This window comes from Chryseobacterium sp. DT-167 (assembly GCF_058310155.1).
The window spans coordinates 26124-49249 of the sequence record NZ_JBZEEQ010000006.1 but is presented as its reverse complement, the minus strand read 5'-3'; the positions used below and the strand labels follow the sequence as shown (position 1 = coordinate 49249).

37 protein-coding genes are annotated in these 23126 nt (G+C 35.3%); 34 read left to right on the top strand and 3 right to left on the bottom strand.

The annotated features are described in order from the left end of the window. Nucleotides 1-23 precede the first annotated feature (23 nt). The 8 genes from rpsL to AC4FQ5_RS09695 all read left to right on the top strand — a co-directional run bounded on the left by rpsL (nucleotide 24) and on the right by AC4FQ5_RS09695 (nucleotide 6456). Complete coding sequence (rpsL, locus tag AC4FQ5_RS09730) at nucleotides 24-437, top strand: 30S ribosomal protein S12 (RefSeq protein ID WP_027383325.1); 414 nt, start codon at nucleotides 24-26, stop codon at nucleotides 435-437. 23 nt (nucleotides 438-460) lie between these two features. Next, on the top strand, nucleotides 461-937 hold the full coding sequence (gene rpsG / locus AC4FQ5_RS09725; RefSeq protein ID WP_034962875.1) for a 30S ribosomal protein S7: 477 nt from the start codon (nucleotides 461-463) through the stop codon (nucleotides 935-937). Between the two features lie 6 nt (nucleotides 938-943). Next, nucleotides 944-3061, top strand: a complete 2118-nt coding sequence (gene fusA, locus AC4FQ5_RS09720) for an elongation factor G (RefSeq protein WP_491142819.1) — start codon at nucleotides 944-946, stop codon at nucleotides 3059-3061. 17 nt (nucleotides 3062-3078) lie between these two features. Next, nucleotides 3079-3384, top strand: coding sequence for a 30S ribosomal protein S10 (rpsJ, locus tag AC4FQ5_RS09715; protein WP_002661363.1), 306 nt, complete (start codon nucleotides 3079-3081; stop codon nucleotides 3382-3384). 141 nt (nucleotides 3385-3525) lie between these two features. Then, nucleotides 3526-4359 (top strand): GLPGLI family protein, encoded by an 834-nt coding sequence (locus AC4FQ5_RS09710; protein ID WP_491142815.1) that lies wholly within the window; start codon nucleotides 3526-3528, stop codon nucleotides 4357-4359. A gap of 109 nt (nucleotides 4360-4468) precedes the next feature. Further along, nucleotides 4469-4954 (top strand): low affinity iron permease family protein, encoded by a 486-nt coding sequence (locus tag AC4FQ5_RS09705; protein ID WP_491142814.1) that lies wholly within the window; start codon nucleotides 4469-4471, stop codon nucleotides 4952-4954. A 234-nt stretch (nucleotides 4955-5188) separates the two neighbouring features. Beyond that, a complete protein-coding gene (locus AC4FQ5_RS09700) occupies nucleotides 5189-5554 on the top strand; it encodes a hypothetical protein (protein ID WP_491142812.1) in 366 nt (121 codons plus the stop codon). Nucleotides 5555-5616: 62 nt separating this feature from the next. Next, nucleotides 5617-6456 carry a GLPGLI family protein gene (locus tag AC4FQ5_RS09695; protein WP_491142810.1) on the top strand — a complete coding sequence of 280 codons (840 nt, stop codon included), beginning with the start codon at nucleotides 5617-5619 and terminating at the stop codon, nucleotides 6454-6456. Nucleotides 6457-6492: 36 nt separating this feature from the next. On the opposite strand, the gene AC4FQ5_RS09690 is transcribed toward AC4FQ5_RS09695, so the two are convergent. From AC4FQ5_RS09690 to AC4FQ5_RS09680, 3 genes are read right to left on the bottom strand one after another with little or no spacing between them, the layout of a single operon-like run. Next, nucleotides 6493-9195 (bottom strand): hypothetical protein, encoded by a 2703-nt coding sequence (locus AC4FQ5_RS09690; protein WP_491142808.1) that lies wholly within the window; start codon nucleotides 9193-9195, stop codon nucleotides 6493-6495. Nucleotides 9196-9214: 19 nt separating this feature from the next. Continuing rightward, nucleotides 9215-10201, bottom strand: a complete 987-nt coding sequence (locus tag AC4FQ5_RS09685) for a hypothetical protein (protein WP_491143101.1) — start codon at nucleotides 10199-10201, stop codon at nucleotides 9215-9217. Beyond that, entirely contained in the window at nucleotides 10201-10611 is a 411-nt protein-coding gene (locus AC4FQ5_RS09680) for a hypothetical protein (protein ID WP_491142806.1), read from the bottom strand. The genes AC4FQ5_RS09685 and AC4FQ5_RS09680 overlap by 1 nt, the downstream gene beginning before the upstream one ends. A 241-nt stretch (nucleotides 10612-10852) precedes the next feature. On the opposite strand from AC4FQ5_RS09680, the gene rplC reads away from it, so the two are divergent. From rplC to rpsD, 26 genes are all read left to right on the top strand, one after another. Further along, on the top strand, nucleotides 10853-11479 hold the full coding sequence (rplC, locus tag AC4FQ5_RS09675; RefSeq protein ID WP_491142804.1) for a 50S ribosomal protein L3: 627 nt from the start codon (nucleotides 10853-10855) through the stop codon (nucleotides 11477-11479). Continuing rightward, nucleotides 11470-12099: a 50S ribosomal protein L4 gene (rplD, locus tag AC4FQ5_RS09670; RefSeq protein ID WP_169320830.1), complete on the top strand. Its 630-nt coding sequence runs from the start codon at nucleotides 11470-11472 to the stop codon at nucleotides 12097-12099. Before rplC ends, rplD begins: the two co-directional genes overlap by 10 nt. 3 nt (nucleotides 12100-12102) lie before the next feature. Beyond that, nucleotides 12103-12393, top strand: coding sequence for a 50S ribosomal protein L23 (gene rplW / locus AC4FQ5_RS09665; protein ID WP_047442263.1), 291 nt, complete (start codon nucleotides 12103-12105; stop codon nucleotides 12391-12393). 22 nt (nucleotides 12394-12415) lie between these two features. Then, nucleotides 12416-13237 carry a 50S ribosomal protein L2 gene (rplB, locus tag AC4FQ5_RS09660; RefSeq protein ID WP_050378484.1) on the top strand — a complete coding sequence of 274 codons (822 nt, stop codon included), beginning with the start codon at nucleotides 12416-12418 and terminating at the stop codon, nucleotides 13235-13237. A gap of 2 nt (nucleotides 13238-13239) precedes the next feature. Then, entirely contained in the window at nucleotides 13240-13518 is a 279-nt protein-coding gene (gene rpsS / locus AC4FQ5_RS09655; protein WP_034702850.1) for a 30S ribosomal protein S19, read from the top strand. Between the two features lie 2 nt (nucleotides 13519-13520). Then, entirely contained in the window at nucleotides 13521-13919 is a 399-nt protein-coding gene (gene rplV / locus AC4FQ5_RS09650; protein WP_050378486.1) for a 50S ribosomal protein L22, read from the top strand. An 8-nt stretch (nucleotides 13920-13927) separates the two neighbouring features. Further along, entirely contained in the window at nucleotides 13928-14671 is a 744-nt protein-coding gene (gene rpsC, locus AC4FQ5_RS09645) for a 30S ribosomal protein S3 (RefSeq protein WP_300350338.1), read from the top strand. Nucleotides 14672-14749: 78 nt separating this feature from the next. Beyond that, nucleotides 14750-15175 (top strand): 50S ribosomal protein L16, encoded by a 426-nt coding sequence (gene rplP, locus AC4FQ5_RS09640; protein WP_263003354.1) that lies wholly within the window; start codon nucleotides 14750-14752, stop codon nucleotides 15173-15175. Between the two features lie 11 nt (nucleotides 15176-15186). Next, on the top strand, nucleotides 15187-15372 hold the full coding sequence (gene rpmC / locus AC4FQ5_RS09635; protein ID WP_047442257.1) for a 50S ribosomal protein L29: 186 nt from the start codon (nucleotides 15187-15189) through the stop codon (nucleotides 15370-15372). 11 nt (nucleotides 15373-15383) lie between these two features. Beyond that, a complete protein-coding gene (rpsQ, locus tag AC4FQ5_RS09630) occupies nucleotides 15384-15638 on the top strand; it encodes a 30S ribosomal protein S17 (protein WP_027387210.1) in 255 nt (84 codons plus the stop codon). Next, nucleotides 15638-16006, top strand: coding sequence for a 50S ribosomal protein L14 (gene rplN, locus AC4FQ5_RS09625; RefSeq protein WP_034684837.1), 369 nt, complete (start codon nucleotides 15638-15640; stop codon nucleotides 16004-16006). The genes rpsQ and rplN overlap by 1 nt, the downstream gene beginning before the upstream one ends. 20 nt (nucleotides 16007-16026) lie before the next feature. Beyond that, complete coding sequence (rplX, locus tag AC4FQ5_RS09620) at nucleotides 16027-16353, top strand: 50S ribosomal protein L24 (protein ID WP_034702866.1); 327 nt, start codon at nucleotides 16027-16029, stop codon at nucleotides 16351-16353. Nucleotides 16354-16366: 13 nt separating this feature from the next. Then, entirely contained in the window at nucleotides 16367-16918 is a 552-nt protein-coding gene (gene rplE, locus AC4FQ5_RS09615) for a 50S ribosomal protein L5 (protein WP_491142797.1), read from the top strand. A gap of 3 nt (nucleotides 16919-16921) precedes the next feature. After that, a complete protein-coding gene (rpsN, locus tag AC4FQ5_RS09610; RefSeq protein WP_047442254.1) occupies nucleotides 16922-17191 on the top strand; it encodes a 30S ribosomal protein S14 in 270 nt (89 codons plus the stop codon). Nucleotides 17192-17335: 144 nt separating this feature from the next. Next, nucleotides 17336-17734, top strand: coding sequence for a 30S ribosomal protein S8 (gene rpsH / locus AC4FQ5_RS09605; protein ID WP_047442253.1), 399 nt, complete (start codon nucleotides 17336-17338; stop codon nucleotides 17732-17734). 17 nt (nucleotides 17735-17751) lie between these two features. Continuing rightward, nucleotides 17752-18297, top strand: coding sequence for a 50S ribosomal protein L6 (gene rplF, locus AC4FQ5_RS09600; RefSeq protein WP_491142794.1), 546 nt, complete (start codon nucleotides 17752-17754; stop codon nucleotides 18295-18297). Nucleotides 18298-18311: 14 nt separating this feature from the next. Next, nucleotides 18312-18665: a 50S ribosomal protein L18 gene (gene rplR / locus AC4FQ5_RS09595; protein ID WP_047442251.1), complete on the top strand. Its 354-nt coding sequence runs from the start codon at nucleotides 18312-18314 to the stop codon at nucleotides 18663-18665. 19 nt (nucleotides 18666-18684) lie between these two features. Beyond that, nucleotides 18685-19206 (top strand): 30S ribosomal protein S5, encoded by a 522-nt coding sequence (rpsE, locus tag AC4FQ5_RS09590; RefSeq protein ID WP_491142792.1) that lies wholly within the window; start codon nucleotides 18685-18687, stop codon nucleotides 19204-19206. 10 nt (nucleotides 19207-19216) lie between these two features. Then, a complete protein-coding gene (gene rpmD, locus AC4FQ5_RS09585) occupies nucleotides 19217-19393 on the top strand; it encodes a 50S ribosomal protein L30 (RefSeq protein WP_007839493.1) in 177 nt (58 codons plus the stop codon). Between the two features lie 19 nt (nucleotides 19394-19412). Continuing rightward, a complete protein-coding gene (gene rplO, locus AC4FQ5_RS09580) occupies nucleotides 19413-19862 on the top strand; it encodes a 50S ribosomal protein L15 (RefSeq protein WP_491142789.1) in 450 nt (149 codons plus the stop codon). A gap of 8 nt (nucleotides 19863-19870) precedes the next feature. After that, the gene (gene secY / locus AC4FQ5_RS09575) at nucleotides 19871-21250 is read left to right on the top strand and encodes a preprotein translocase subunit SecY (protein ID WP_491142787.1); all 1380 of its coding nucleotides are present in this window, start codon (nucleotides 19871-19873) and stop codon (nucleotides 21248-21250) included. A gap of 3 nt (nucleotides 21251-21253) precedes the next feature. Next, on the top strand, nucleotides 21254-21469 hold the full coding sequence (infA, locus tag AC4FQ5_RS09570) for a translation initiation factor IF-1 (RefSeq protein WP_034684855.1): 216 nt from the start codon (nucleotides 21254-21256) through the stop codon (nucleotides 21467-21469). 113 nt (nucleotides 21470-21582) lie between these two features. Further along, nucleotides 21583-21699, top strand: a complete 117-nt coding sequence (gene rpmJ / locus AC4FQ5_RS09565; RefSeq protein WP_007839480.1) for a 50S ribosomal protein L36 — start codon at nucleotides 21583-21585, stop codon at nucleotides 21697-21699. A gap of 3 nt (nucleotides 21700-21702) precedes the next feature. Continuing rightward, nucleotides 21703-22080, top strand: a complete 378-nt coding sequence (gene rpsM / locus AC4FQ5_RS09560) for a 30S ribosomal protein S13 (protein ID WP_050378498.1) — start codon at nucleotides 21703-21705, stop codon at nucleotides 22078-22080. Nucleotides 22081-22092: 12 nt separating this feature from the next. After that, nucleotides 22093-22482: a 30S ribosomal protein S11 gene (gene rpsK / locus AC4FQ5_RS09555; protein WP_050378499.1), complete on the top strand. Its 390-nt coding sequence runs from the start codon at nucleotides 22093-22095 to the stop codon at nucleotides 22480-22482. 19 nt (nucleotides 22483-22501) lie between these two features. After that, on the top strand, nucleotides 22502-23110 hold the full coding sequence (gene rpsD / locus AC4FQ5_RS09550; protein WP_050378500.1) for a 30S ribosomal protein S4: 609 nt from the start codon (nucleotides 22502-22504) through the stop codon (nucleotides 23108-23110). Nucleotides 23111-23126: the final 16 nt, after the last annotated feature.

Here is a 23126-nt window from a genome sequence, read left to right as displayed (position 1 = left end):
ACCCTAAAATAAAAAGCAATTAAATGCCTACTATTCAACAATTAGTTAGAAAAGGAAGAGTCGCACTCACCAAGAAGAGTAAATCGGCTGCCCTTGATTCTTGTCCACAAAGACGAGGTGTATGTACGAGAGTATATACTACCACTCCTAAGAAACCTAACTCTGCACTTAGAAAAGTTGCAAGGGTGAGACTTTCAAACGGTAAAGAAGTCAACGCCTACATCCCGGGCGAAGGACATAATCTTCAAGAGCACTCGATAGTATTGGTACGCGGCGGAAGGGTGAAAGACCTACCGGGAGTACGTTATCATATCGTAAGAGGAGCATTAGACACTGCAGGTGTCAGCGGAAGAACGCAGAGAAGATCAAAATATGGTGCTAAGAGACCAAAACCAGGTCAGGCAGCAGCTGCGCCAGCTAAAGGAAAGAAAAAATAATCATTAAATAAGGTACAGAAACAATGAGAAAGACAAAAGCGAAAAAAAGACCGTTGTTACCAGATCCGAAATTTAATGATCAATTGGTAACTAGATTCGTAAACAACTTGATGCTAGATGGTAAAAAGTCTATCGCATTCAAAATATTCTATGATGCATTAGATATCGTAGAAACTAAAAAAGGAGAAACTGAAAAGACAGCCCTTGAAATCTGGAAAGATGCATTAACTAATGTTATGCCTCACGTAGAAGTACGTTCCAGAAGAGTAGGTGGAGCTAACTTCCAGATTCCTATGCCGATCAGAGCTGACAGAAAAATTTCTATGGCAATGAAATGGTTAATCCTTTACTCTAAAAAGAGAAACGATAAGTCAATGGCTTTGAAATTGGCTAACGAAGTAGTAGCTGCTTCAAGAGAAGAAGGTGCTGCTTACAAGAAAAAATCTGATACTCACAAAATGGCGGAAGCTAACAAAGCTTTCTCACACTTTAAATTCTAATTAGAAATGAGTAGAGATCTTAAATTTACAAGAAATATTGGTATTGCTGCGCACATTGATGCCGGTAAAACGACCACTACAGAAAGAATCTTATTCTATACAGGGGTAAACCACAAAATTGGTGAAGTTCACGATGGTGCTTCTACAATGGACTGGATGGAGCAGGAAGCAGAAAGAGGTATTACGATTACTTCTGCTGCAACTACTTGTTCTTGGAATTTCCCAACTGATCAGGGAAAAGCTTTACCTGAAACTAAACCTTATCACTTCAACATCATCGATACACCGGGACACGTTGACTTCACAGTAGAAGTAAACAGATCTTTGAGAGTATTGGATGGATTGGTATTCCTTTTCTCTGCTGTAGACGGAGTAGAGCCTCAGTCTGAAACAAACTGGAGACTTGCTGACAACTACAAAGTAGCAAGAATGGGATTCGTAAACAAAATGGACAGACAAGGTGCTGACTTCCTTAACGTGGTAAACCAGGTTAAGACAATGTTAGGATCAAATGCAGTTCCAATCGTTTTACCAATCGGTGCTGAAGAAGATTTCAAAGGTGTAGTTGACTTAATTAAAAACAGAGCGATCATCTGGGATGAAGCTGGACAAGGTGCTACTTTCGAGGTAGTTCCAATTCCTGACGACATGAAAGATGAAGTTCTTGAATACAGAGAGAAATTAGTAGAAGCTGTTGCTGACTATGATGAGACTTTGATGGAGAAATTCTTCGAAGATCCGGATTCAATCTCTGAAGACGAAATCAACGAAGCGCTTAGAAAAGCTACTATCGATCTTTCTATTATCCCAATGACTTGTGGTTCTTCATTTAAGAACAAAGGAGTACAGTTTATGTTGGATGCAGTATGTAAATACTTGCCTTCTCCATTGGATAAAGATGATATCAAAGGTACTGACCCAAGAACTGACGCTGAAATTTTCAGAAAACCAGACGTAAAAGAGCCTTTCTCGGCTTTAGCATTTAAGATTGCTACCGATCCTTTCGTAGGAAGATTGGCATTCTTCAGAGCATACTCTGGAAGACTGGATGCAGGTTCTTATATCTTAAACACCCGTTCAGGAGATAAAGAAAGAATCTCAAGAATCTATCAGATGCACGCTAATAAGCAAAATCCTGTAGAATATATTGAAGCAGGAGATATTGGTGCTGCGGTAGGTTTCAAATCTATCAAAACAGGAGATACAATGTGTGACGAGAAAAACCCAATCGTTCTGGAATCGATGGTTTTCCCTGATCCGGTAATTGGTATCGCTGTTGAGCCTAAAACTAAAGCTGACCAGGATAAAATGGGTAATGCTTTAGCTAAATTAGCAGAAGAAGATCCTACTTTCACAGTGAGAACTGACGAAGCTTCCGGACAAACGATTATCTCTGGTATGGGTGAGCTTCACCTTGATATCATTGTTGACCGTATGAGAAGAGAATTCAAAGTTGAAGTTAACCAAGGTCAGCCTCAGGTAGAATACAAAGAAAATCTTACAAGAGTTGCTCAGCACAGAGAAGTTTACAAAAAACAATCTGGTGGTAAAGGTAAATTTGCTGATATTGTATTTGAACTAGGACCTGCAGAAGAAGGTAAAGTAGGTTTAGAATTCATCAATGAGATCAAAGGTGGTAACGTTCCTAGAGAATTTGTTCCTGCAATTGAAAAAGGCTTTAAAGCTGCAATGAAAAACGGTCCTTTGGCTGGTTTCGAAGTTGAAGGTATTAAAGTTACTCTTAAAGACGGATCTTTCCACGCGGTGGATTCTGATGCACTTTCTTTTGAAATGGCAGCTAAATTAGGATTTAAAGAAGCGGGACGTGCTGCTAAGCCGGTAATTATGGAACCTATTATGAAACTGGAGGTTGTAACTCCGGAAGAATATATGGGTAATATCATTGGTGACCTTAACAAGAGAAGAGGTACGATCAGTGGACAAGAAGAAAAGAACGGTGCCGTTGTAATCAAAGGTTCAGTTCCACTTTCTGAAATGTTTGGTTATGTTACTACTCTAAGAACACTTTCATCAGGAAGAGCTACTTCTTCTATGGAATTAGAGAAATACCAGGCTACTCCTCAAAACGTTGCTGAAGATATCATTGCTAAAGCAAAAGGTTAATTTTTTAAATCAAAGAAATGTCACAAAGAATCAGAATAAAACTAAAATCTTACGATTACAATTTAGTAGACAAGTCTGCTGAGAAAATCGTAAAAACGGTAAAGGCTACTGGTGCTGTTGTAAACGGACCCATTCCATTACCTACAAATAAGAGAATCTTCACTGTGTTGAGATCTCCGCACGTAAACAAGAAGGCTAGAGAGCAGTTTCAGTTATCAGCTCACAAGAGATTGATGGATATCTACTCTTCTTCTTCTAAAACTGTGGATGCTCTAATGAAATTAGAGTTACCTTCAGGTGTTGATGTTGAAATTAAAGTATGATAAATTAGCTTTTAGCTTATCATCTTAAATATAAATCCCTTTTCGAAAGAAAAGGGATTTTTTTTGAAACTATTTTAAATTTAATACTATTATGTATTGCAAGGTTCTATTTAATTTATATCTTTGTAAAAATTTACAATAATGAAAGCAATATTATTATTTTTTGTGTTGATTAGTTTGTCGTTAGCTGGACAGACCCATCGTTTTATTTATGAATATCATTACAAAGTAGATTCAACTGATATAGAAATGCGAAAAGTAAGTATGGTTTTGGATGTGAATCCTGACAACGTGAAATTTTATAATTATGATTTTGTTGTTACAGACTCTACAAACAAAACAAAAGGGCAGAACCATATCATTTGGGACGATACTCCCGCCCTGATCAGAAAGAACAATTCGAATGTCAGTTCAAATTATATTCATGTTCAGAATATGTTTATCGTAGATACAGAAGATCATATTGATTGGAAACTTTCGGATGAAACGAAAAATATCGGGAGTTACAAATTGCAGAAAGCAACTACAAAATTCGGAGGAAGAAACTGGACAGCCTGGTTTACAAAAGATATTGCGCTCAGTGAAGGTCCCTATAAATTTAAAGGTTTACCAGGAATGATATTTGAAATTTCTGATGATAAAAATAATTTTAAATTTTCTTTAGTTAAAAGCTATAAACTTGCAAAAACTTACGACACAACTTCAATTATCGAAAATTTTTCAGGCCAAAAACCTGTTAAGATCACTGAAGTAAAACTTAAAAAGCTAATGCTTGATAATTACAACGATCCGCTTCATGAGTTTAAAGAACATATCAAAAACAATACTGATCCTACAGCAAGATTTATGGTGATGGGAATTGAAGTTAAAAGTCCTGAGCAAATAAAAGAATTATCTGAGATGATGCAGAATCATATCAGAAAAAGTAATAATCCAATCGAGCTCGACAAGGCCATTCATTATCCGGAAAAATAATCTGTTAATTGATAGAAGCGGAGCAGCCTTAAAATTCTATTTAAATAACCCAAAAACTCCACCAATTAGGCGGAGTTTTTGTTTATATTTAAAAATAAAATTAATTGTAATGTCAAAGTCAGATAAAAGCATTTTTGAAAAATTTTCAAACTGGGCTACAAAATTTACAGGGAGTTCTTACGCTTTCATTGGTGCAGTTGCCATAGTTGTGATTTGGGCAGTTTCGGGACCTGTTTTCAAGTATTCCGAAACCTGGCAATTGGTCATCAATACAGGAACAACCATTATTACTTTTCTGATGGTTTTCCTGATTCAGAAGTCTCAGAATAAAGATTCAAAAGCCATTCAGATCAAATTGAATGAATTGATTGCAGCCAATGATAAGGCAAGTAATAGAATGGTTGATATTGAAGATCTTACCGAAAAAGAATTAGATCAAATTCATTGTTATTATGAAAAACTGGCAGATTTTGCTGAAGAAGATACAGATATTCATGCTTCACACTCAATCGATGCAGCCAAACGAAATCAGGATAATAAGCATGATGCATTCAGGAAAAGACACAATGAATGGCTTTTAAAAAAAGAGGAGTAAGAGATATTTTAACAGCGAAATACAATCCTTTTAACATTTGTTAACTTTTTGGTATTCTCTATTTGTTTTAATAAAATATTATAATTATAAATTTATCATATATATTTTATTATTAATTAAAATCTATAGAAAGTGATTTAAATAAATGTTAATTATTTTACTTTTATGTGTTATTAATTGGTGAAATATCAGTCTTGGTTTTAATTTTGAAATGTTAAAACAAAAAATAACATTATGAAAAAAAATCTTTTTATTGCAGCTTTGGGAGTTGCAGGTTTTATGAGTGCAGAAAGCAAGCCTTTTCACGGATTTGAATTGGGTTCTTTGAAGAACATTAATTTAAAAGATAACAAAAATAAAACAGAAAATGTGAAACAAGAAAAAATTGTTATTGACAATCCAAAAGAACTTATTACATCAATGATGTTTTTTTATACTTGGGAGAGAGTACATTCTCCATGTGGTCAGATATATTTTTTAGATTTAGATCAATATACAGATGACTATAACGGATTGATTGCCTTTAATAATGATGTGGCATATTTCAATGCTCAAAAATGTAATGGAAATACCGGTCTAAGTAATGGTATTGTATTTTAAAGATTTATAAGCGAATTTTCCAGGATGATTTTTTCATCCTTTTTTTAATTAAAAAAAAGCATATGAGGATTTTAATTATAGTTTTGACTTTGTTGTTATGCAATGTTTTTTATTCACAGCAAACAAAATTTCCAAGTGAATTTAAAATGAAAAGTAGTCTGTTTTCTGTAAATAATTATGGAAAAAGTACATTGAATATTTATTATCAATTTACTTTTTCAGATAGTGGAAAATCCTTAGCAATTCCCCGAGAGACAATTTGTATTTTGCAGACAAATGATAATTTCACAAAATTTAGTGATTTGACATTAATAAAATTAGATTCTTTAAGAGAGAAATTCAGTCATCAAGATTTTGTAGATGCTGAAGATTTGAATCAAATGCTAAAATATAAGATACTTTGGGGAAATATTAGTTTGAAAAAACTTAATGATAAAATAGTGACTCATCAAAATAGGATTAATAGATTATACGAATATGACGAAGAAATCCCTGATTTTAAGTGGCAACTCGAAAAAGGGCAGAAAAAAATTCTTGGATATGATTGCAAAAAAGCATCTGTGAAATACAGAGGGAGGAATTATATTGCTTGGTATTCTACAGAAATTCCGATAAATAATGGACCTTATGTTTTTCAAGGACTTCCGGGATTAATTTTAGAGATTGAAGATGCTGAGCAAATATTTCATTTTTTGGCTCAAGGAATTGATAAAAATCAAATGGATATTTATCTGGAAGATGAAAAAAGTGTTTTAAAAGTAAGTCGACAGAAATTAAGAGAGATTAGAAAAACTTACTATGAAAATCCAGGTGCTTTTCACGGAAACGCATATAATGAGGATGGAAGTAAGATTATTACAAAATCAAATCCTATTCCATATAATCCAATAGAATTGGAATAAATAAAGCCTTACAAATTTGTAAGGCTAATTTTTAATTTATCTCTTCATAAAATAATCAAAATAACTACAACTTCCCAAAAGTGTTCTCGCAGTTTCTGTATCTGAATATTGAGATTTCATTTGGGCAAAATAAGTTCGGTATTTCTGGTTTTTCAGGTCCTTCATCTGCTTTTGATAAGCGTCATTTTTCTCAGACCATTTCGGATCAGAATAGTCAATGTTTGCCTGGTTTTTGGCTTCATACTGATAATATTTCCCCTGTTCGGCACTTGCCATCTGGAAAAGCAATCTTGCTTTCTGTTCTTTGTTGCCAGAAATAGATAAAGCTTTTTTATAATAATTTAAAGCTAAATCAAAATTGTCTGGCTCGATATAGGTAGTTGAAGTGAAATTTTTGTAATAATATTGATAAGGTGTTTTCTTATCGGTACTCCAGAAATCGTATTTTCCGCCGTTGCTGTTGTCGACATCCATAACAAATACTTCACGGTAATATCCTAAAACAGAAGTGTTGTACAATAAATTTCCGATCAGCTGATTGGCTTCGGCAGCTTTCTGGTCTTTACCGTTTCCTGTTTTTTTAAGCTGAATCAACGCTTCGGACAATTCCAGCTTACTCATCATTGGTTTAATGTACGGAAATGCAGAATAGTCTTCAGCTCTCATACTTTCGGCATCAGAACTCTGGAAGCTTTCCCAAACATTGTGACCAAATATGAGGTTCGGAATATTTTTAAAACCATCATAATTGGTTCCGTCATAAACCAGTTTTTCATATTTATTGGTATTCGGATTATATCTTTCATAATCTCCTCTAGGAATTCCTGAGAAATTCTGTGCTTTCTGATAATAAGATTTAGCTTTATCAAAATCAGCCAGCCTCATCGCTCTGTCACCATAAATTACATTGAAAAACGCATCGATATTCCCGACGTCATCCATGTTTTTGGCAATGATCTGCTGCTCAAACTGAGTTTTATCTGTCTTTCTGTAAAAGTCTTCCACACTTTTTACCAATGTAGAATTCGGATTATATTGAAGGTCAGACAATTTATTGTTCATCAGGAAAGATTTGCCATCTTCACCCTGCAAAAAGTAACGGTTTGCCAAAACGTCTTTCAGAAAAGAATCGGTAGAAGGAACAGAGCCATAGTAATCATAGCCGACATCATTTGTGCTGTCTTTTTCGATCTTCTTTTCAGCGAAATACTCTGCATAATCTTTCATCAGATGATCCTCATATTCTGCCGTGATTTTTGGTTGCGAAACGATGTCGTTCAAAACTTTCATTCTCTTGATTTCTTCAAGATATTCAGGATTACTGGTTTTTATTTCATCTAAAATTTCGGTGCTTGCTTGGTAATCTTTCTTTAAAAATTTAAGATAAGCATCTGCAATCTGCCAATATTCGTCATTTGATTTTTCTTTGGTTTTCGCAGTGAATGTTTCAAGCTGATCAAGAAAGTCTTTTTGATTTTCGTCGTAATAATAACTCTGGTTTTTGGTGTAAAACGGAATTCTGTTTGGGTTTTCCAACAGTTCATCATCGCTTTGATCGTTTTTACTTTCGTCTTTTGTCTTATCCGATTTTGAACTGAACAGATTTTTGAAGAATAATACGATTTTCTGCCAGAAGCTTAATTCTTTAGGTTTTGCTTCTTTTGTTTCAGCAACCTTCGCAGAAGTTTTCATATCTCCTGTTTTAGCAGAATTTTCTGATTCGTAGTAGTAAGTCGGAAGGTAACTTCTCTCAAGCTCATTAATGCTTCTCGCCGCCATCACTTTCAGGATTTCCGAATTGGGATCAATGTCGTACATTTTCTCCATCATCGGAATCGGATTGGTGAAATCTTCATAGCCTAAAAGAAAATAAGCCATGTTTTTTTCATCATTGGTTCCGGCTCTTTTCAGAATATTGTTAAATGATGCGGTATCTGAAAGTTTCATCGAAACAAAAGCACCTTCTTTTCTGCTCTTGCTGTTTTTGAAAACCTGGAAAAAATTCCAGTTGGCATCACTTCCCATTTGCAAGCCCCGTTGTGCTCCTGCGAGTTGATCAAGAGCCATATAATATGCAGCACCTTTCAGTGGAATCGGCTGAACATAATTTTTGAAAGCCTGAAGTGCCGCCTCATAATTTCTTGTATAGTGATTGAAACGCACGAGCTGAAAACCGTATCGCTGCTTAATCTCCGGAATTCTTGCGGCATTATATAAAGAAGTCAATGCAGAAATTGTTTTTGCATAATCTAAACTGGTTGCATTTTTATCGCTTTCGTTTTCCCGGTAATAAAAAGAATCTGCAGTTTCTACATAGTTGATCTTCATGTAAGGCTCAAGATATTTTGCCTCGATCAGATAATCAATTCCTTCACGGTATTTCTGGTAAGAATTTGCCCCTAATTTTTTAAGTAAAATATTGCCTGAATTTCCTTTTTTTAAATCATTCAGATCGTTCATCGGGAGTTTATTCACCAAAAAATCTGTTTCAGAATAGCTCAGCTGATTATTGAAAAATTTTCTCCACGATTCTATATTTTCGTCAGGAATCTGAGATCTTTTAAAATCGGTGTAAAATCTTGATGAATAATTATGGAGAAAAGGCAGATAAGATTTGTCTTTAATGATACTCTGAGTAAATAGATTAAAGTAATCATAGTCGGGATCTGCCCAGGCGCAGGCTTCAGATTTTGTGTAAAAGAGTGACGCTACTGCTAATGAAAGAATATACTTTTTCATATTTATTTGGTGTTTTATTTTAAAATGATGTTTTCTGAAAATTTCGGTCACCTACAAATTTACTATCTAATTGATAATATATGATGTTGTAACTGCTTATTTTTTTATCTAAAAACTGTACCACTTCTTTGATCTGGTCATCAGATATTTCTTCAGCTTTTATTTTAAAGCCTTTATTCAGGAAATTTCCAAAATAGAAACCGTCTTTCAGAATTTCAATTTCGTTGTCTGAAATTCTTTTAAAATTTTGATTTTCCAAATCTTTCTTAGACAAAGCGTTGATCAGTTTGTGTTTTCCTAAGTGGTTGGTTACAATTCCCCAAGAATAGATGGGAAGTGCCACTTCGATATTTTTTAAAGGATAATCTTCCAATTTAGAGAGGTAGCTTTTGAAAATATTAATGTCTAAAATCGAATTTTTACCTGAATTTTCTAAGGGTGAAGAAGTAGAGTAGCACATCAGGTATACTTTTTCAACAGGCGGAATTCCCATTAGATTTTTATCTTTCACCTGATGCAGTCGCAGCGTACAGGTAATTTCTTTTCCTGAAATCTTTTTTAGTTCATTGAGAAAATTAAAATAATCATCTTTTGTTCCGGCAGTCCAGTCGCAGTCGATCTGAATTTCGTTGCTTGGAGCAAGTTGATAATCTTTACCTTTCTTCTGAATTAAATCATAAATGCTTTTTGCAAGGAATTTTATTTCTTCATTTTTAATTCTAAAAAAAGTTTGATTTGTGATAAAAACTGTAGGGATGATTTCTTTTTCTGTACTAAAACTTTTGTCTTTAGTAATAACAGCAACCGGTTCAAATTTTCCATTAACTTTATCAACGTCAAAAAATCTCGTGCATAAAAAATGGGTGGTAGATTCTGCCAATGCTTTTCTCTCGATCTGATCTAAGGCAAGATTCGTTTTCCAATAATAAAACGTGTAAGGATGATTTTGCTTTTGACTGCACGAAATAACCAGAAAGAAAGCAAAAAAGATTTGTAAAATTTTCATCATTTATAAAGAATGCTTTCGCAATTACAGTTCAGTTCCGCCATTTCAGAAATTGGGCAGCAGTCGTCAGATTTTTTAATGTTCCCTTCTTCATCAGTTAGATAGATTTTCTGCTGATCAAATTTCACATAAAAAGTTTCATTGTACGTTTTGAAATGTACTTTCATGACTTTTGGATTGTATTTTCCGGCGTTGATCTCTTCTTTGGTTTCTTTTTGATCTGCCTGATTGATCTGTACGAAGCCAAAATGCACATTTCCATTTTTCTTGATATCCAAGTAATAAGCGGGTGTTCCCGATCCGCTTGCACCCTGTTCGATATTAAAATCTCTTTTTCCGGTGAAAGGTATAGACTGAGCAAAGGAAATGATGCAGGTAAAAAGCATTAATATGCTGAGAATATTTTTCATATTACTTTTTTCTCAAAATTAAAGAATTATTTAAAAGAATTTCGTTTCAAAATTCATGCAAATCTCTAAATCATTAAAAATCAAAATATTTTGCAATATATATTTGTCAAATTAAATTTTATTCATACATTTGCACACTCATTTTAGGGGAGGAATATGCCCAATTCAAACTTGGTAATTATTTGAGAACTCGAAAAATGAACGTGAATACAAGGAAATTTTATAACATATTATATAAATAATGTCAGGTATTATTGGAAAAAAAATCGGGATGACTTCTCTGTTTGACGAAAACGGCAAAAATATGCCGTGTACCGTTATTCAGGCTGGTCCTTGCTCGGTTTTACAGGTCAGAACCATTGAAAAGGACGGATACAAATCTGTTCAGTTAGGTTTCGATGACAAGAGTGAAAAGAACGTTGGTAAAGCGTTGGCTGGCCATTTTAAAAAGGCTGGTTCTGCTCCTAAAGCTAAGTTGGTGGAATTCTACAGAGAATTCGTAGACGAAGTAAAAGTAGGAGAAGAAGTAAAAGTTGATCTATTCTCTGAAGGAGAATATGTTGACGTAACAGGAACTTCAAAAGGTAAAGGTTTCCAGGGTGTTGTTAAAAGACACGGCTTTGGAGGTGTAATGCAAGCTACTCACGGTCAGCACAACAGATTAAGAGCTCCAGGTTCAATCGGTGCGGGATCAGATCCTTCGAGAGTATTCAAAGGAATGAGAATGGCAGGTAGAATGGGAGGTAAGCAGGTAACTGTACAAAACCTTCAGGTATTAAAAGTGGATCAAGAACAAAATCTTTTAGTAGTAAAAGGTGCTGTTCCGGGAGCTAAAAATTCTTATGTAATTATCAGAAAATGGAACTAGTAGTATTAAATACATCAGGAAAAGAAACCGGAAAAAAAGTAACTCTAGACGAAACAGTATTCGGAATTGAGCCAAATAAGCACGCGGTTTACTTAGAAGTAAAACAATATCTTGCTGCTCAGCGTCAAGGTACTCATAAATCAAAAGAAAGAAGCGAAATTACTGCTTCTACTAAAAAACTTAAGAAGCAAAAAGGATCTGGTTCTGCAAGATACGGTGATATTAAATCTCCTACATTCAGAGGTGGAGGTAGAGTATTTGGTCCTAAGCCAAGAGACTACAGATTCAAATTGAATAAAGCTCTTAAGAGATTAGCTAAAAAATCTGTTCTTTCTCAGAAAATGAGAGACAACAGCATCAGAATTGTTGAAGGATTGAGCATTGCTGCTCCTAAAACTAAAGATTTCATCACTGTATTGAATGCATTGGCATTGAATGATAAGAAATCTTTATTCATTCTTCCTGATACGAACAAGAATGTGTATTTATCTTCAAGAAACTTACCTAAGACTAAGGTTATGAAATTCAACGAAATTTCTTCTTATGACCTAATCAACGCAGGTGAGATCGTTTTCTTAGAAGGTGCAGTTGAAAAATTCCAGGAAAATTTAAAGAAATAAATCATGTCACTAATTATTAAACCAGTTATTTCAGAAAAAGCAAACTATCTTACAGATTTAAGAGGTGCTTATTCTTTCTTAGTACAACCTAAGGCGAATAAAATCCAGATTAAAAATGCAATAGAGCAAGCTTATGGTGTAAAAGTAGCAGACGTTAGAACCATGATTTATGCGCCTAAAGTTTCTTCGAAATACACGAAAAAAGGTCTTCAAGTAGGGAAGACAAACAAATTGAAAAAGGCGGTTATCACTCTTGCTGAAGGAGAAGTAATCGACATTTTTGCTGTAAATTAATTATTAATTATAAATAATAGTAATGTCTGTTAGAAAATTAAAACCTATCACCCCAGGACAGAGATTCAGAATTGTAAACAATTTTGAGGAAATTACTACCAACAAACCAGAGAAGTCTCTAACTGTTGGTATTAGTAAGTCAGGTGGACGTAACCAAACTGGTAAAATGACCATGCGTTACACCGGAGGTGGACACAAAAAGAAATACAGAATTATCGACTTCAAAAGAAACAAACATGATGTTGAAGCAACGGTAAAAACTGTAGAGTACGATCCAAACAGAACTGCTTTCATCGCTTTAGTTGAATATGCAGACGGAGAAAAGAGATATATCATCGCTCCAAACGGGATCAAAGTTGACCAAAAAATCATTTCTGGTGAAAGCGTAGAGCCTAATGTAGGTAATGCGATGAAATTGAAAAACATTCCTTTGGGAACTGTGATTTCTTGTATCGAAATGAAGCCTGGTCAAGGTGCAATCTTAGCAAGAAGTGCTGGTTCATCAGCTCAATTGACTTCAAGAGACGGAAAATATGCAATCATCAAATTGCCTTCAGGAGAATCTAGAATGATCCTTACTGAGTGTTATGCAATGATTGGATCTGTTTCAAACTCTGATCATCAGTTAACAGTTTCAGGTAAGGCTGGTAGAAGCAGATGGTTAGGTAGAAGACCTAGAACAAGACCGGTAGTAATGAACCCTGTAGATCACCCAATGGGAGGTGGTGAAGGTCGTTCATCTGGAGGTCACCCAAGATCTAGAAACGGAATGCCGGCTAAAGGTTACAAAACCAGAAAGAAAAACAAAGCGTCTAACCGTCATATCATATCTAAACGTAAATAATTATGGCAAGATCACTTAAAAAAGGACCATTCATTCATCATACTTTAGATAAGAAGGTTCAGACAAACATCGAGTCTGGTAAGAAGACAGTTATCAAAACTTGGTCTAGAGCATCAATGATCTCTCCGGACTTCGTAGGACAAACTATTGCAGTACACAACGGGAAATCTTTTATCCCGGTTTATGTTACAGAAAACATGGTTGGTCACAAGCTAGGCGAATTTTCTCCAACAAGATCTTTCAGAGGTCATGGTGGTAACAAAAACAAAGGAAGTAGATAATCATGGGATCAAGAAAAAGAGAAAGTGCATTAGCACGTAAATTAACAAATCAAGATGTAGTAAAAGCATTACATAACGATTGCCCTTCATCTCCAAGAAAGATGAGATTAGTTGCTGATATCATCAGAGGGGTAGAAGTTGATAAAGCTTTAAGCATCCTAAAATATTCAAAGAAAGACGCTTCAAACAAATTAGAGAAAGTATTACTTTCTGCGATGGCCAACTGGCAGTCAAAGAACGAAGGTGCTGATATCGAAGAAGCTAATCTTATCGTTAAAGAAATTTTTGTAGACAGTGCAAGACAATTGAAGAGACTGAGACCAGCTCCGCAAGGTAGAGGGTACAGAATCAGAAAAAGATCAAACCACATCACACTAATCTTAGGTACAAAAGAAAATTAATTCAAGGTATGGGACAGAAGACAAATCCAATTGGTAACAGATTAGGTATCATCAGAGGATGGGATTCTAACTGGTTTGGCGGAAACGATTATGGAGACAGAATCGCGGAAGACTACAAAATCAGAAGATACCTTGAAGCAAGATTATCTAAAGGTGGAATTTCAAAAATTTATATTGAAAGAACCCTGAAATTAGTAACAGTAACAATCACTACAGCCAGACCGGGATTAATCATCGGTAAAGGAGGTCAGGAAGTTGACAAGTTAAAAGAAGAATTGAAGAAACTTACAAAAAAGGATATTCAAATCAATATTTTCGAAATCAAAAGACCTGAGCTTGATGCAGTATTAGTTGCAGACAGTATCGCTAAGCAGATCGAAAACAGAATCTCTTACAGAAGAGCTGTAAAGATGGCTATCGCGTCTACAATGAGAATGGGTGCTGAAGGGATCAAAGTTCAGATCTCTGGTAGATTGAACGGTGCTGAAATGGCAAGATCTGAGTCTTTCAAAGACGGAAGAATTCCATTATCAACTTTCAGAGCAGATATCGATTATCATATCGGTGAAGCGTTGACTCAATACGGTAAGTTAGGAGTTAAAGTTTGGATCATGAAAGGTGAAGTTTACGGAAGAAGAGATCTTTCTCCACTAGTAGGACAACAGAAGAAAGGTGGTCCTTCAAATGGCGGAAACAGAGGAGGCGGAGACAGAGATAACAGAAGACCTTCCAGAGATAAAAAAAATAATTAATAAAATTTTAGAGGATAGTTTTTAAATGACCGTTACTTTTTTAAAATCTAAATTCTAAAATCTAAAATTTAAGAAATTATGTTACAACCAAAAAGAACCAAATTCCGTAGAGTTCATAAGATGAAAATGAAGGGGATTGCTCAAAGAGGTAATCAACTTGCTTACGGAACTTTCGGAATCAAAGCTACAGAAGGTGCTTGGATCACTGCTAGACAGATCGAAGCTGCTCGTATCGCTGCGACAAGATATATGAAAAGAGAAGGTCAACTATGGATCAAAATATTCCCGGATAAGCCTATTACCAAGAAACCAGCCGAAGTAAGGATGGGTAAAGGTAAAGGTGCTGTAGAATATTGGGTAGCTGTAGTAAAACCAGGTAAAATTATGTTTGAAATCGGAGGAGTATCTTACGAGATCGCAAAGGAAGCTTTAAGACTTGCTGCACAGAAATTACCTGTAGTTACCAAATTTGTAGTTGCTAACGATTTTGTTAAACCTCTTTAATCTCTGAAACAATGAAACAAGCTGAAATTAAAAATCTAAGCGCTGAAGATATTCAAGCAAAATTGGCTGAAGCTAAAGCTCAATTCTCAAAAATGAAATTGGCTCACAAAATCAGTCCGCTTGAAAATCCAATCCAAATCAGAGATTTGAGAAAGACAATCGCAAGACTAAACACTGAGTTAACTAACAAACAATAATCCTTTTTACAATGGATAGAAATTTAAGAAAAGAAAGAATCGGAGTGGTTTCCAGCAATAAAATGGAAAAAACTATTGTTGTTAGTGAAACTACAAGAGTAAAACACCCGATGTACGGTAAATTCGTTTTGAAAACGAAAAAATATACTGCACACGACGAGAACAACGAATGCACAGAAGGAGATACAGTTCTTATTCAGGAAACTAGACCTATGAGCAAGAGTAAAAGATGGAGATTAGTAAGAATCATTGAAAAAGCTAAGTAATGTTACAAACAGAATCAAGATTAAAAGTTGCTGATAACACAGGTGCTAAAGAAGTACTAGTGATCAGAGTTCTGGGAGGTACCAGAAGAAGATATGCTTCAGTTGGTGATAAAATCGTAGTTACTATTAAAGATTCTACACCATCAGGAAACGCTAAGAAAGGTCAAGTATCAAAGGCGGTAGTAGTAAGAACAAAAAAAGCAGTCAGAAGAAAAGATGGATCTTACATCAAATTTGAAGACAATGCTTGTGTTTTACTAAACGCTGGAGGAGAGATGAGAGGAACACGTGTTTTCGGACCCGTTGCTCGTGAGTTGAGAGACAAAGAATATATGAAAATCATTTCATTAGCTCCTGAAGTACTTTAATATTTAAAATTTTAAAAAAAATGTCAAAGTTAAAAATAAAAAGAGGAGATAACGTAATCATTACCACTGGTAAAAAAGATATCAAAGGTAAAACTGGTGAAGTTATTGAAGTGATCAAAAAAGAAGGAAAAGACCCTAGAGTAATCGTTGCAGGACTTAACATCGTTAAAAAACACGTTAAGCCTTCAGCTTCAAATCCTCAAGGAGGAATTACAGAAAAGGAAGCTTCTATACATATCTCAAACGTAGCTTTAGTTGGTAAAGACGGGAAAGCTATCAAAATCGGTTACAAAATCGACGGAGATAAAAAAGTAAGAATCGACAAAAAAACGGGTGAAACTTTATAATTTTAAATAACACATGGAATATATAGCAAGACCCAAAAAAGCATATCAAGAAACGATTGTTCCTGCAATGATGGAAGAATTCGGATACAAATCAGTAATGCAGGTACCAAGACTAGAGAAAATTATTTTATCTCAAGGTTTAGGAGATGCTACTGCTGATAAGAAAATCATCGATTATGCTGTTGAAGAGCTTACAAATATTACCGGGCAAAAAGCTGTAGGTACTATTTCAAAAAAGGATGAAGCTGCTTTCAAATTAAGAAAAGGTATGCCTGTAGGTGCTAAAGTAACTCTTAGAGCCAGCAAAATGTACGAATTCTTAGACAGATTGACTTCTTCTGCTTTGCCACGTATTAGAGATTTTTCTGGTATCAAAGCTGACGGTTTCGATGGTAGAGGTAATTATAACTTAGGTATTACTGAGCAAATTATCTTCCCTGAGATCGTAATCGACAAAGTAAAGAAAATCCAGGGGATGGATATTACTTTTGTTACAACTGCGAAAACAGATAAAGAAGCTAAAGCATTATTAACTCACTTCGGTTTACCTTTCAAAAAGAACTAAGAAATGGCTAAAGAATCAATGAAAGCGCGTGAGCGCAAAAGAGAAGCTACTGTAGCTAAATACGCTGAGAAAAGAAAAGCTCTTAAAGAAGCTGGTGATTACGAAGGACTTCAAAAATTACCTAAAAACGCTTCTCCTGTTAGACTACACAACAGATGTAAATTGACAGGGAGACCAAGAGGTTACATGAGAACCTTTGGTATTTCCAGAGTTACTTTTAGAGAAATGGCCAACAACGGTCTTATCCCTGGAGTGAAAAAAGCTAGTTGGTAATAATTACTAATTAAAACCGGGACAATTAAGTTGTCTGGATACTAAAAATAAAAATATCAGACCGAAGTTTTCTGACGTCTGATATTTTAATCTTTAAGTCCCTTCAATACTGGTTGTCTTTAACCAATAATTTAAAATAGAAAAATGGTAACAGATCCAATTTCAGATTTCCTAACAAGAGTAAGGAACGCACAAAGCGCAGGCCACAAAGTGGTGGAAATTCCTGCATCGAAAATCAAAAAGGAGCTTACGAAAATCTTATTTGATCAAGGGTATATCTTAAACTACAAGTTTGAAGATAACGCTGTTCAGGGGACTATCAAAATCGCTCTTAAGTACGACAAGCAAACAAACAAGCCTGCCATCAAATCTATCCAGAGAGCTTCAAGACCAGGTCTGAGACAGTACAAAGGTTCTGCGGAACTTCCAAGAGTACTGAACGGTTTGGGTGTAGCGATTATCTCAACTTCAAGAGGAGTAATGACAGATAAGAAAGCTAGAGAAGAAAAAGTAGGCGGTGAAGTAATCTGCTATGTTTATTAATTTTTAATCAAAGGAAAATGTCAAGAATTGGTAAAGCAATTATAACAATTCCAGCTGGAGTTACTGTCACTGAGAAAGATGGCGTAGTAACTGTAAAAGGTCCTAAAGGAGAATTGACTCAGGAGCTTACAGAAGGAATTACTTTAGAACAAGAAGATGGAGTGCTTACATTCAGCAGACCATCTGATTCTAAACAACACAGAGCGCTTCACGGTTTGTACCGAGCGTTGATCAACAACATGATTATTGGAACTGCTGAAGGTTTCACTAAAAAGTTGGAATTAGTGGGAGTAGGATACAGAGCTTCTCACTCAGGTCAAAAACTTGAGTTGGCTTTAGGTTTCTCTCACGGTATCGTTTTAGAACTTCCAAAAGAAGTGACAATTGATACATTGACTGAAAAAGGTAAAAACCCAATTATTACTTTAACGTCTCATGACAAGCAACTTCTAGGAATGGTTTCTGCAAAGATCCGTTCATTCAGAAAGCCTGAGCCATACAAAGGAAAAGGTGTAAGATTCGTAGGAGAAAATGTTAGACGTAAAGCTGGTAAATCTGCTTAATAAATTTTAAGAAAATGGCACTAAGTAAATTAGAAAAAAGAATAAGAATAAAAAGAAGAGTAAGAGGGAAAATCTCTGGATCTTCTGAATTGCCAAGATTATCTGTATACAAGAGTAATAAGGAAATTTACGCTCAGTTAATAGACGATAAAGATGGTAAAACTTTGGCTTCAGCTTCTTCAAGAGAAAAAGGTGTAGATGCTAAAGGTACTAAAAGTGAAATTTCTGCTGCTGTAGGTAAAGCTATCGCTGCCAAAGCTATTGCTGCTGGAATTGAAGCTATTGTATTTGATAGAAACGGTTTCGTATACCACGGTAGAGTGAAGGCTCTGGCTGATGGTGCGAGAGAAGGAGGACTTAAATTCTAATCATTAAATTTCGGAAAATATGTTAGGACTAGATAATATAGAAAGAGTAAAACCGGGAGGATTAGAATTAAAAGATCGTCTCGTATCCGTAAACAGGGTAACAAAAGTAACTAAAGGGGGTAGAGCTTTCGGATTTTCTGCAATTGTTGTTGTAGGAGACGAAGCTGGTACTATCGGTTTTGGTTTGGGAAAATCTAAGGAAGTTGCTTCTGCTATTGCTAAGGCAGTAGAAGATGCTAAGAAAAACTTAGTAAAAGTTCCTGTAATGAACCATACAATTCCTCACCAGACTGCTGCAAGATATGGTGGTGCAGATATCTTCCTGAGACCTGCTTCTCACGGTACAGGTCTTATCGCCGGTGGTGCGGTAAGAGCGGTATTAGAGTCAGCTGGTATTCACGATATCCTTTCAAAATCTAAAGGATCTTCAAACCCTCACAATGTGGTAAAGGCAACTTTCAAAGCATTGTTAGACATCAGAAGACCAGAAGAAATTGCAAGAATGAGAGGAGTTTCTCTAAGTAAAGTGTTTAACGGTTAATAAATATACAATGGCAACAATTAAAGTAAAACAAGTAAGAAGCGCTATTGGTAGAACAAAAACCCAAAAGAGAACGCTTGAAGCATTAGGATTTAAGAAACTTCACCAAGTTGTAGAGCACGAAGCTACGCCTTCTATTTTAGGAATGATAGCTGCAGTTAGTCACTTACTTGAAGTTCAAAAATAATTTTTAAAATAATTTTAAAATGAATTTAAACAACATAAGACCTGCTGCAGGTTCTACTTTTAGTTCAAAAAGAATTGGTAGAGGACAAGGTAGTGGAAAAGGTGGTACATCTACAAAAGGTCACAAGGGTCAGAAAGCAAGAGCTGGTTATTCTCAGAAAATCGGTTTCGAAGGTGGACAGATGCCTTTACAAAGAAGATTACCTAAATTCGGTTTCAAAAACGTAAACAGAAAAGAGTATAGAGCAATCAACCTGGATGATATTCAAAACTTAATTGATACTAAATCTTTAACAGGAGATATTACAAAAGAAGTTTTGGTACAGAACGGTTTGGCTACTAAGAACGAAATAGTGAAAATTATGGGTAGAGGAGAATTGAAATCTGCGGTTTCAATTTCTGCTGACAAATTCACTAAATCTGCTGAAGAGCTAATCTCTAAAGTAGGTGGAAAAGCAATTACCTTATAATATTACTAATGAAAGAATTTATACAAACCCTTAAGAATATTTGGAGCCTTAAAGAATTAAGAGATAAAATTCTCTTCACTTTAGGTATTATCCTTGTGTATAGATTCGCATCTTTCATCTCTTTACCTGCGATTAATCTTGCAGAAGTAGGAGATCTCTTAGAGCATTATAAAAATCAAGGCGGTAACAAGCAAGGAGCAGGTCTCCTTGGCTTGCTTTCGTCGTTTACGGGTGGGGCTTTCAGCCACGCTTCCGTGATGGCGTTAGGTATCATGCCTTACATTTCTGCTTCTATTATTGTTCAGTTGATGGGGATGGCAATTCCTTATCTTCAGAAACTTCAAAAAGACGGAGAGTCCGGTAGAAATACATTGAATCAGATTACCAGATGGTTAACGATTGGGGTTTGTCTTGTACAGGCACCTTCTTATTTAACTTCTATTACTCAGTTATTCTTACCGTATGCTCAGTTCCAGTCTGCATATTTTGTAGATCCAAACTCTATCATGTTCTGGTTACCAAGTATTGTAATCTTGGTTGCAGGCTCTGTATTTGCAATGTGGTTAGGTGAAAAAATTACCGATAAAGGTATTGGAAATGGTATTTCTATCCTTATTATGGTAGGTATTTTATCTAGATTACCGGAAGCATTTGTACAGGAAATCGCAGTACAGAACGGAAAAGGAGGATTAGGATCAATCATGATTATGGTTGAAGTAATATTCTGGATGTTGGTGGTTCTTTTAGCAGTAGTGTTATCTGTTGCGGTAAGAAAAATCCCTATTCAGTATGTAAGCAGAGCTCAGGCAAGAGGAGGTGTAAATAAAAATCTTATGCAGGGAGCAAGACAGTGGATTCCATTAAAAGTAAATGCGGCCGGAGTTATGCCGATCATTTTTGCTCAGGCATTAATGTTTGTACCGGGCTTATTGACAAAATTTGATGAGTCTAATACTTTTCTTGCAGGTTTCAAAAATGTTTTTAGCTGGCAGTACAATGTATTGTTCGCACTATTAATTATTATCTTTTCATTTTTCTATACCGCAATTACAATTCCGGTGAACCAAATGGCTGATGATTTAAAGAGAAACGGAGGTTTGGTACCAAAGGTAAGACCGGGTAAAGAGACAGCTGATTATTTAGATGACATTTTATCAAAAATTACCTTGCCGGGTGCAATATTTTTATCTATCTTTGCAGTCCTTCCGGCAATAGTGCATGGAAGTCTTGTTCAGACAGATGCGTTTGCCTTATTTTTTGGGGGAACTTCGTTGCTAATTATGGTTGGGGTGGTATTAGATACTGTTCAACAGATTAACACTTATCTGCTGAATCATCATTATGATGGCTTAATGCAGTCTAAACTATCAAGATCGACTGGATATTAATTTATGGCAAAACAGAAACATATTGAACAGGATGGCGTTATTACGGAAGCACTTTCGAACGCCCAGTTCCGTGTAGAGCTAGAAAATGGGCATATACTTATCGCTCATATTTCTGGTAAAATGAGAATGCATTATATTAAACTTTTACCTGGTGATAAGGTAAAACTAGAAATGTCTCCTTACGATTTGACAAAAGGGAGAATTACATTTAGATATTAAACAACTGCCAAATGGAATCTTCTGATCTCCATTTGGCTATTGTTAAAAATAAATATATTTTAAATGTAATCGGAAGATTATGTTTAATTATAGAAAAAAAATAAATATTTCAAATGAAAGTTAGAGCATCAATTAAAAAAAGAAGTGCTGATTGCAAAATCGTTCGCAGAAAAGGCGTTCTGTTTGTAATCAACAAGAAGAACCCAAAATTTAAACAAAGACAAGGCTAAATTATGGCGAGAATTTCAGGTATTGATTTACCAAAAAACAAAAGAGGTGTTATCGGTTTAACTTACATCTACGGAATTGGAAGAAGCACATCTTCTGAAATCCTTAAGAACGCCGGTATCAGCGAAGACAAGAAAGTCAACGAATGGAATGACGATGAATTGGCTGCAATCAGAAATTACATCACTGAAAACATTAAAGTAGAAGGTGAGCTTAGATCTGAAGTGCAATTGAACATTAAGCGATTAATGGACATAGGATGCCAACGAGGAATACGTCACAGACTAGGACTACCTTTAAGAGGCCAGAGAACGAAAAACAACTCGAGAACCCGTAAAGGAAAGAGAAAAACAGTTGCTAACAAGAAAAAAGCAAGTAAATAATCGTTAGGAATTATGGCAAAACAAACTAAAGTAGTTAAAAAAAGAAAAGTAAAAGTTGAAGCTATTGGTGAAGCGCATATTCAGGCTTCTTTCAATAACATCATCATTTCTTTAACAAATAAAAACGGAGAAGTTATCTCTTGGGCATCTGCCGGTAAAATGGGGTTCAGAGGTTCTAAAAAGAACACTCCTTTTGCTGCTCAAATGGCAGCTGAGAATTGCTCTAATGTAGCTCACGAAGCTGGTTTAAGAAGAGTAAAGGTGTATGTGAAAGGTCCGGGTGCAGGTAGAGAATCTGCTATCAGAACTATTCACAATTCAGGTATCGAGGTTAGCGAAATTATTGACGTTACTCCTATGCCACACAATGGATGTAGACCACCAAAAAGAAGAAGAGTTTAATTTTTAGAATTTACCCATTATGGCAAGATATATTGGACCTAAAACTAAGATTGCTAGAAAGTTTGGCGCTGCAATCTACGGAGATGATAAAAACTTCGAGAAAAGAAAAAACCAACCGCCAGGACAACACGGTCCTAACAAAAGAAGAGGTGCTAAAAAATCAGAATACGCAGTTCAGCTAGCTGAAAAGCAAAAAGCTAAATATACTTATGGTATTTTAGAAAGACAGTTTGCTAACTTATTTGAAAAAGCACACAGAAGTAAAGGTGTAACCGGGGAAGTTTTATTACAGCTTTGCGAATCAAGATTGGATAACGTTGTATACAGATTAGGTTTTGCTAAAACCAGAGCTGGTGCAAGACAGTTGACTTCTCACAGACACATCACAGTGAATGGTGAGATTCTTAACATCCCTTCTTATTTGGTAAAAGCAGGTGATGTAATCGCTGTAAGAGAGAAATCAAAATCTCTTGAAGTAATTACTGATTCTTTAGCTTCTAAAGCAAACTACGAGTGGTTACAATTCAACGATGAGAAAAAGCAAGGTACTTTCGTATCTGCTCCTGAGAGAATCCAAATCCCGGAAGACATCAAGGAACAGCTTATCGTCGAACTTTACTCTAAATAATTTTTTAATCAAATTT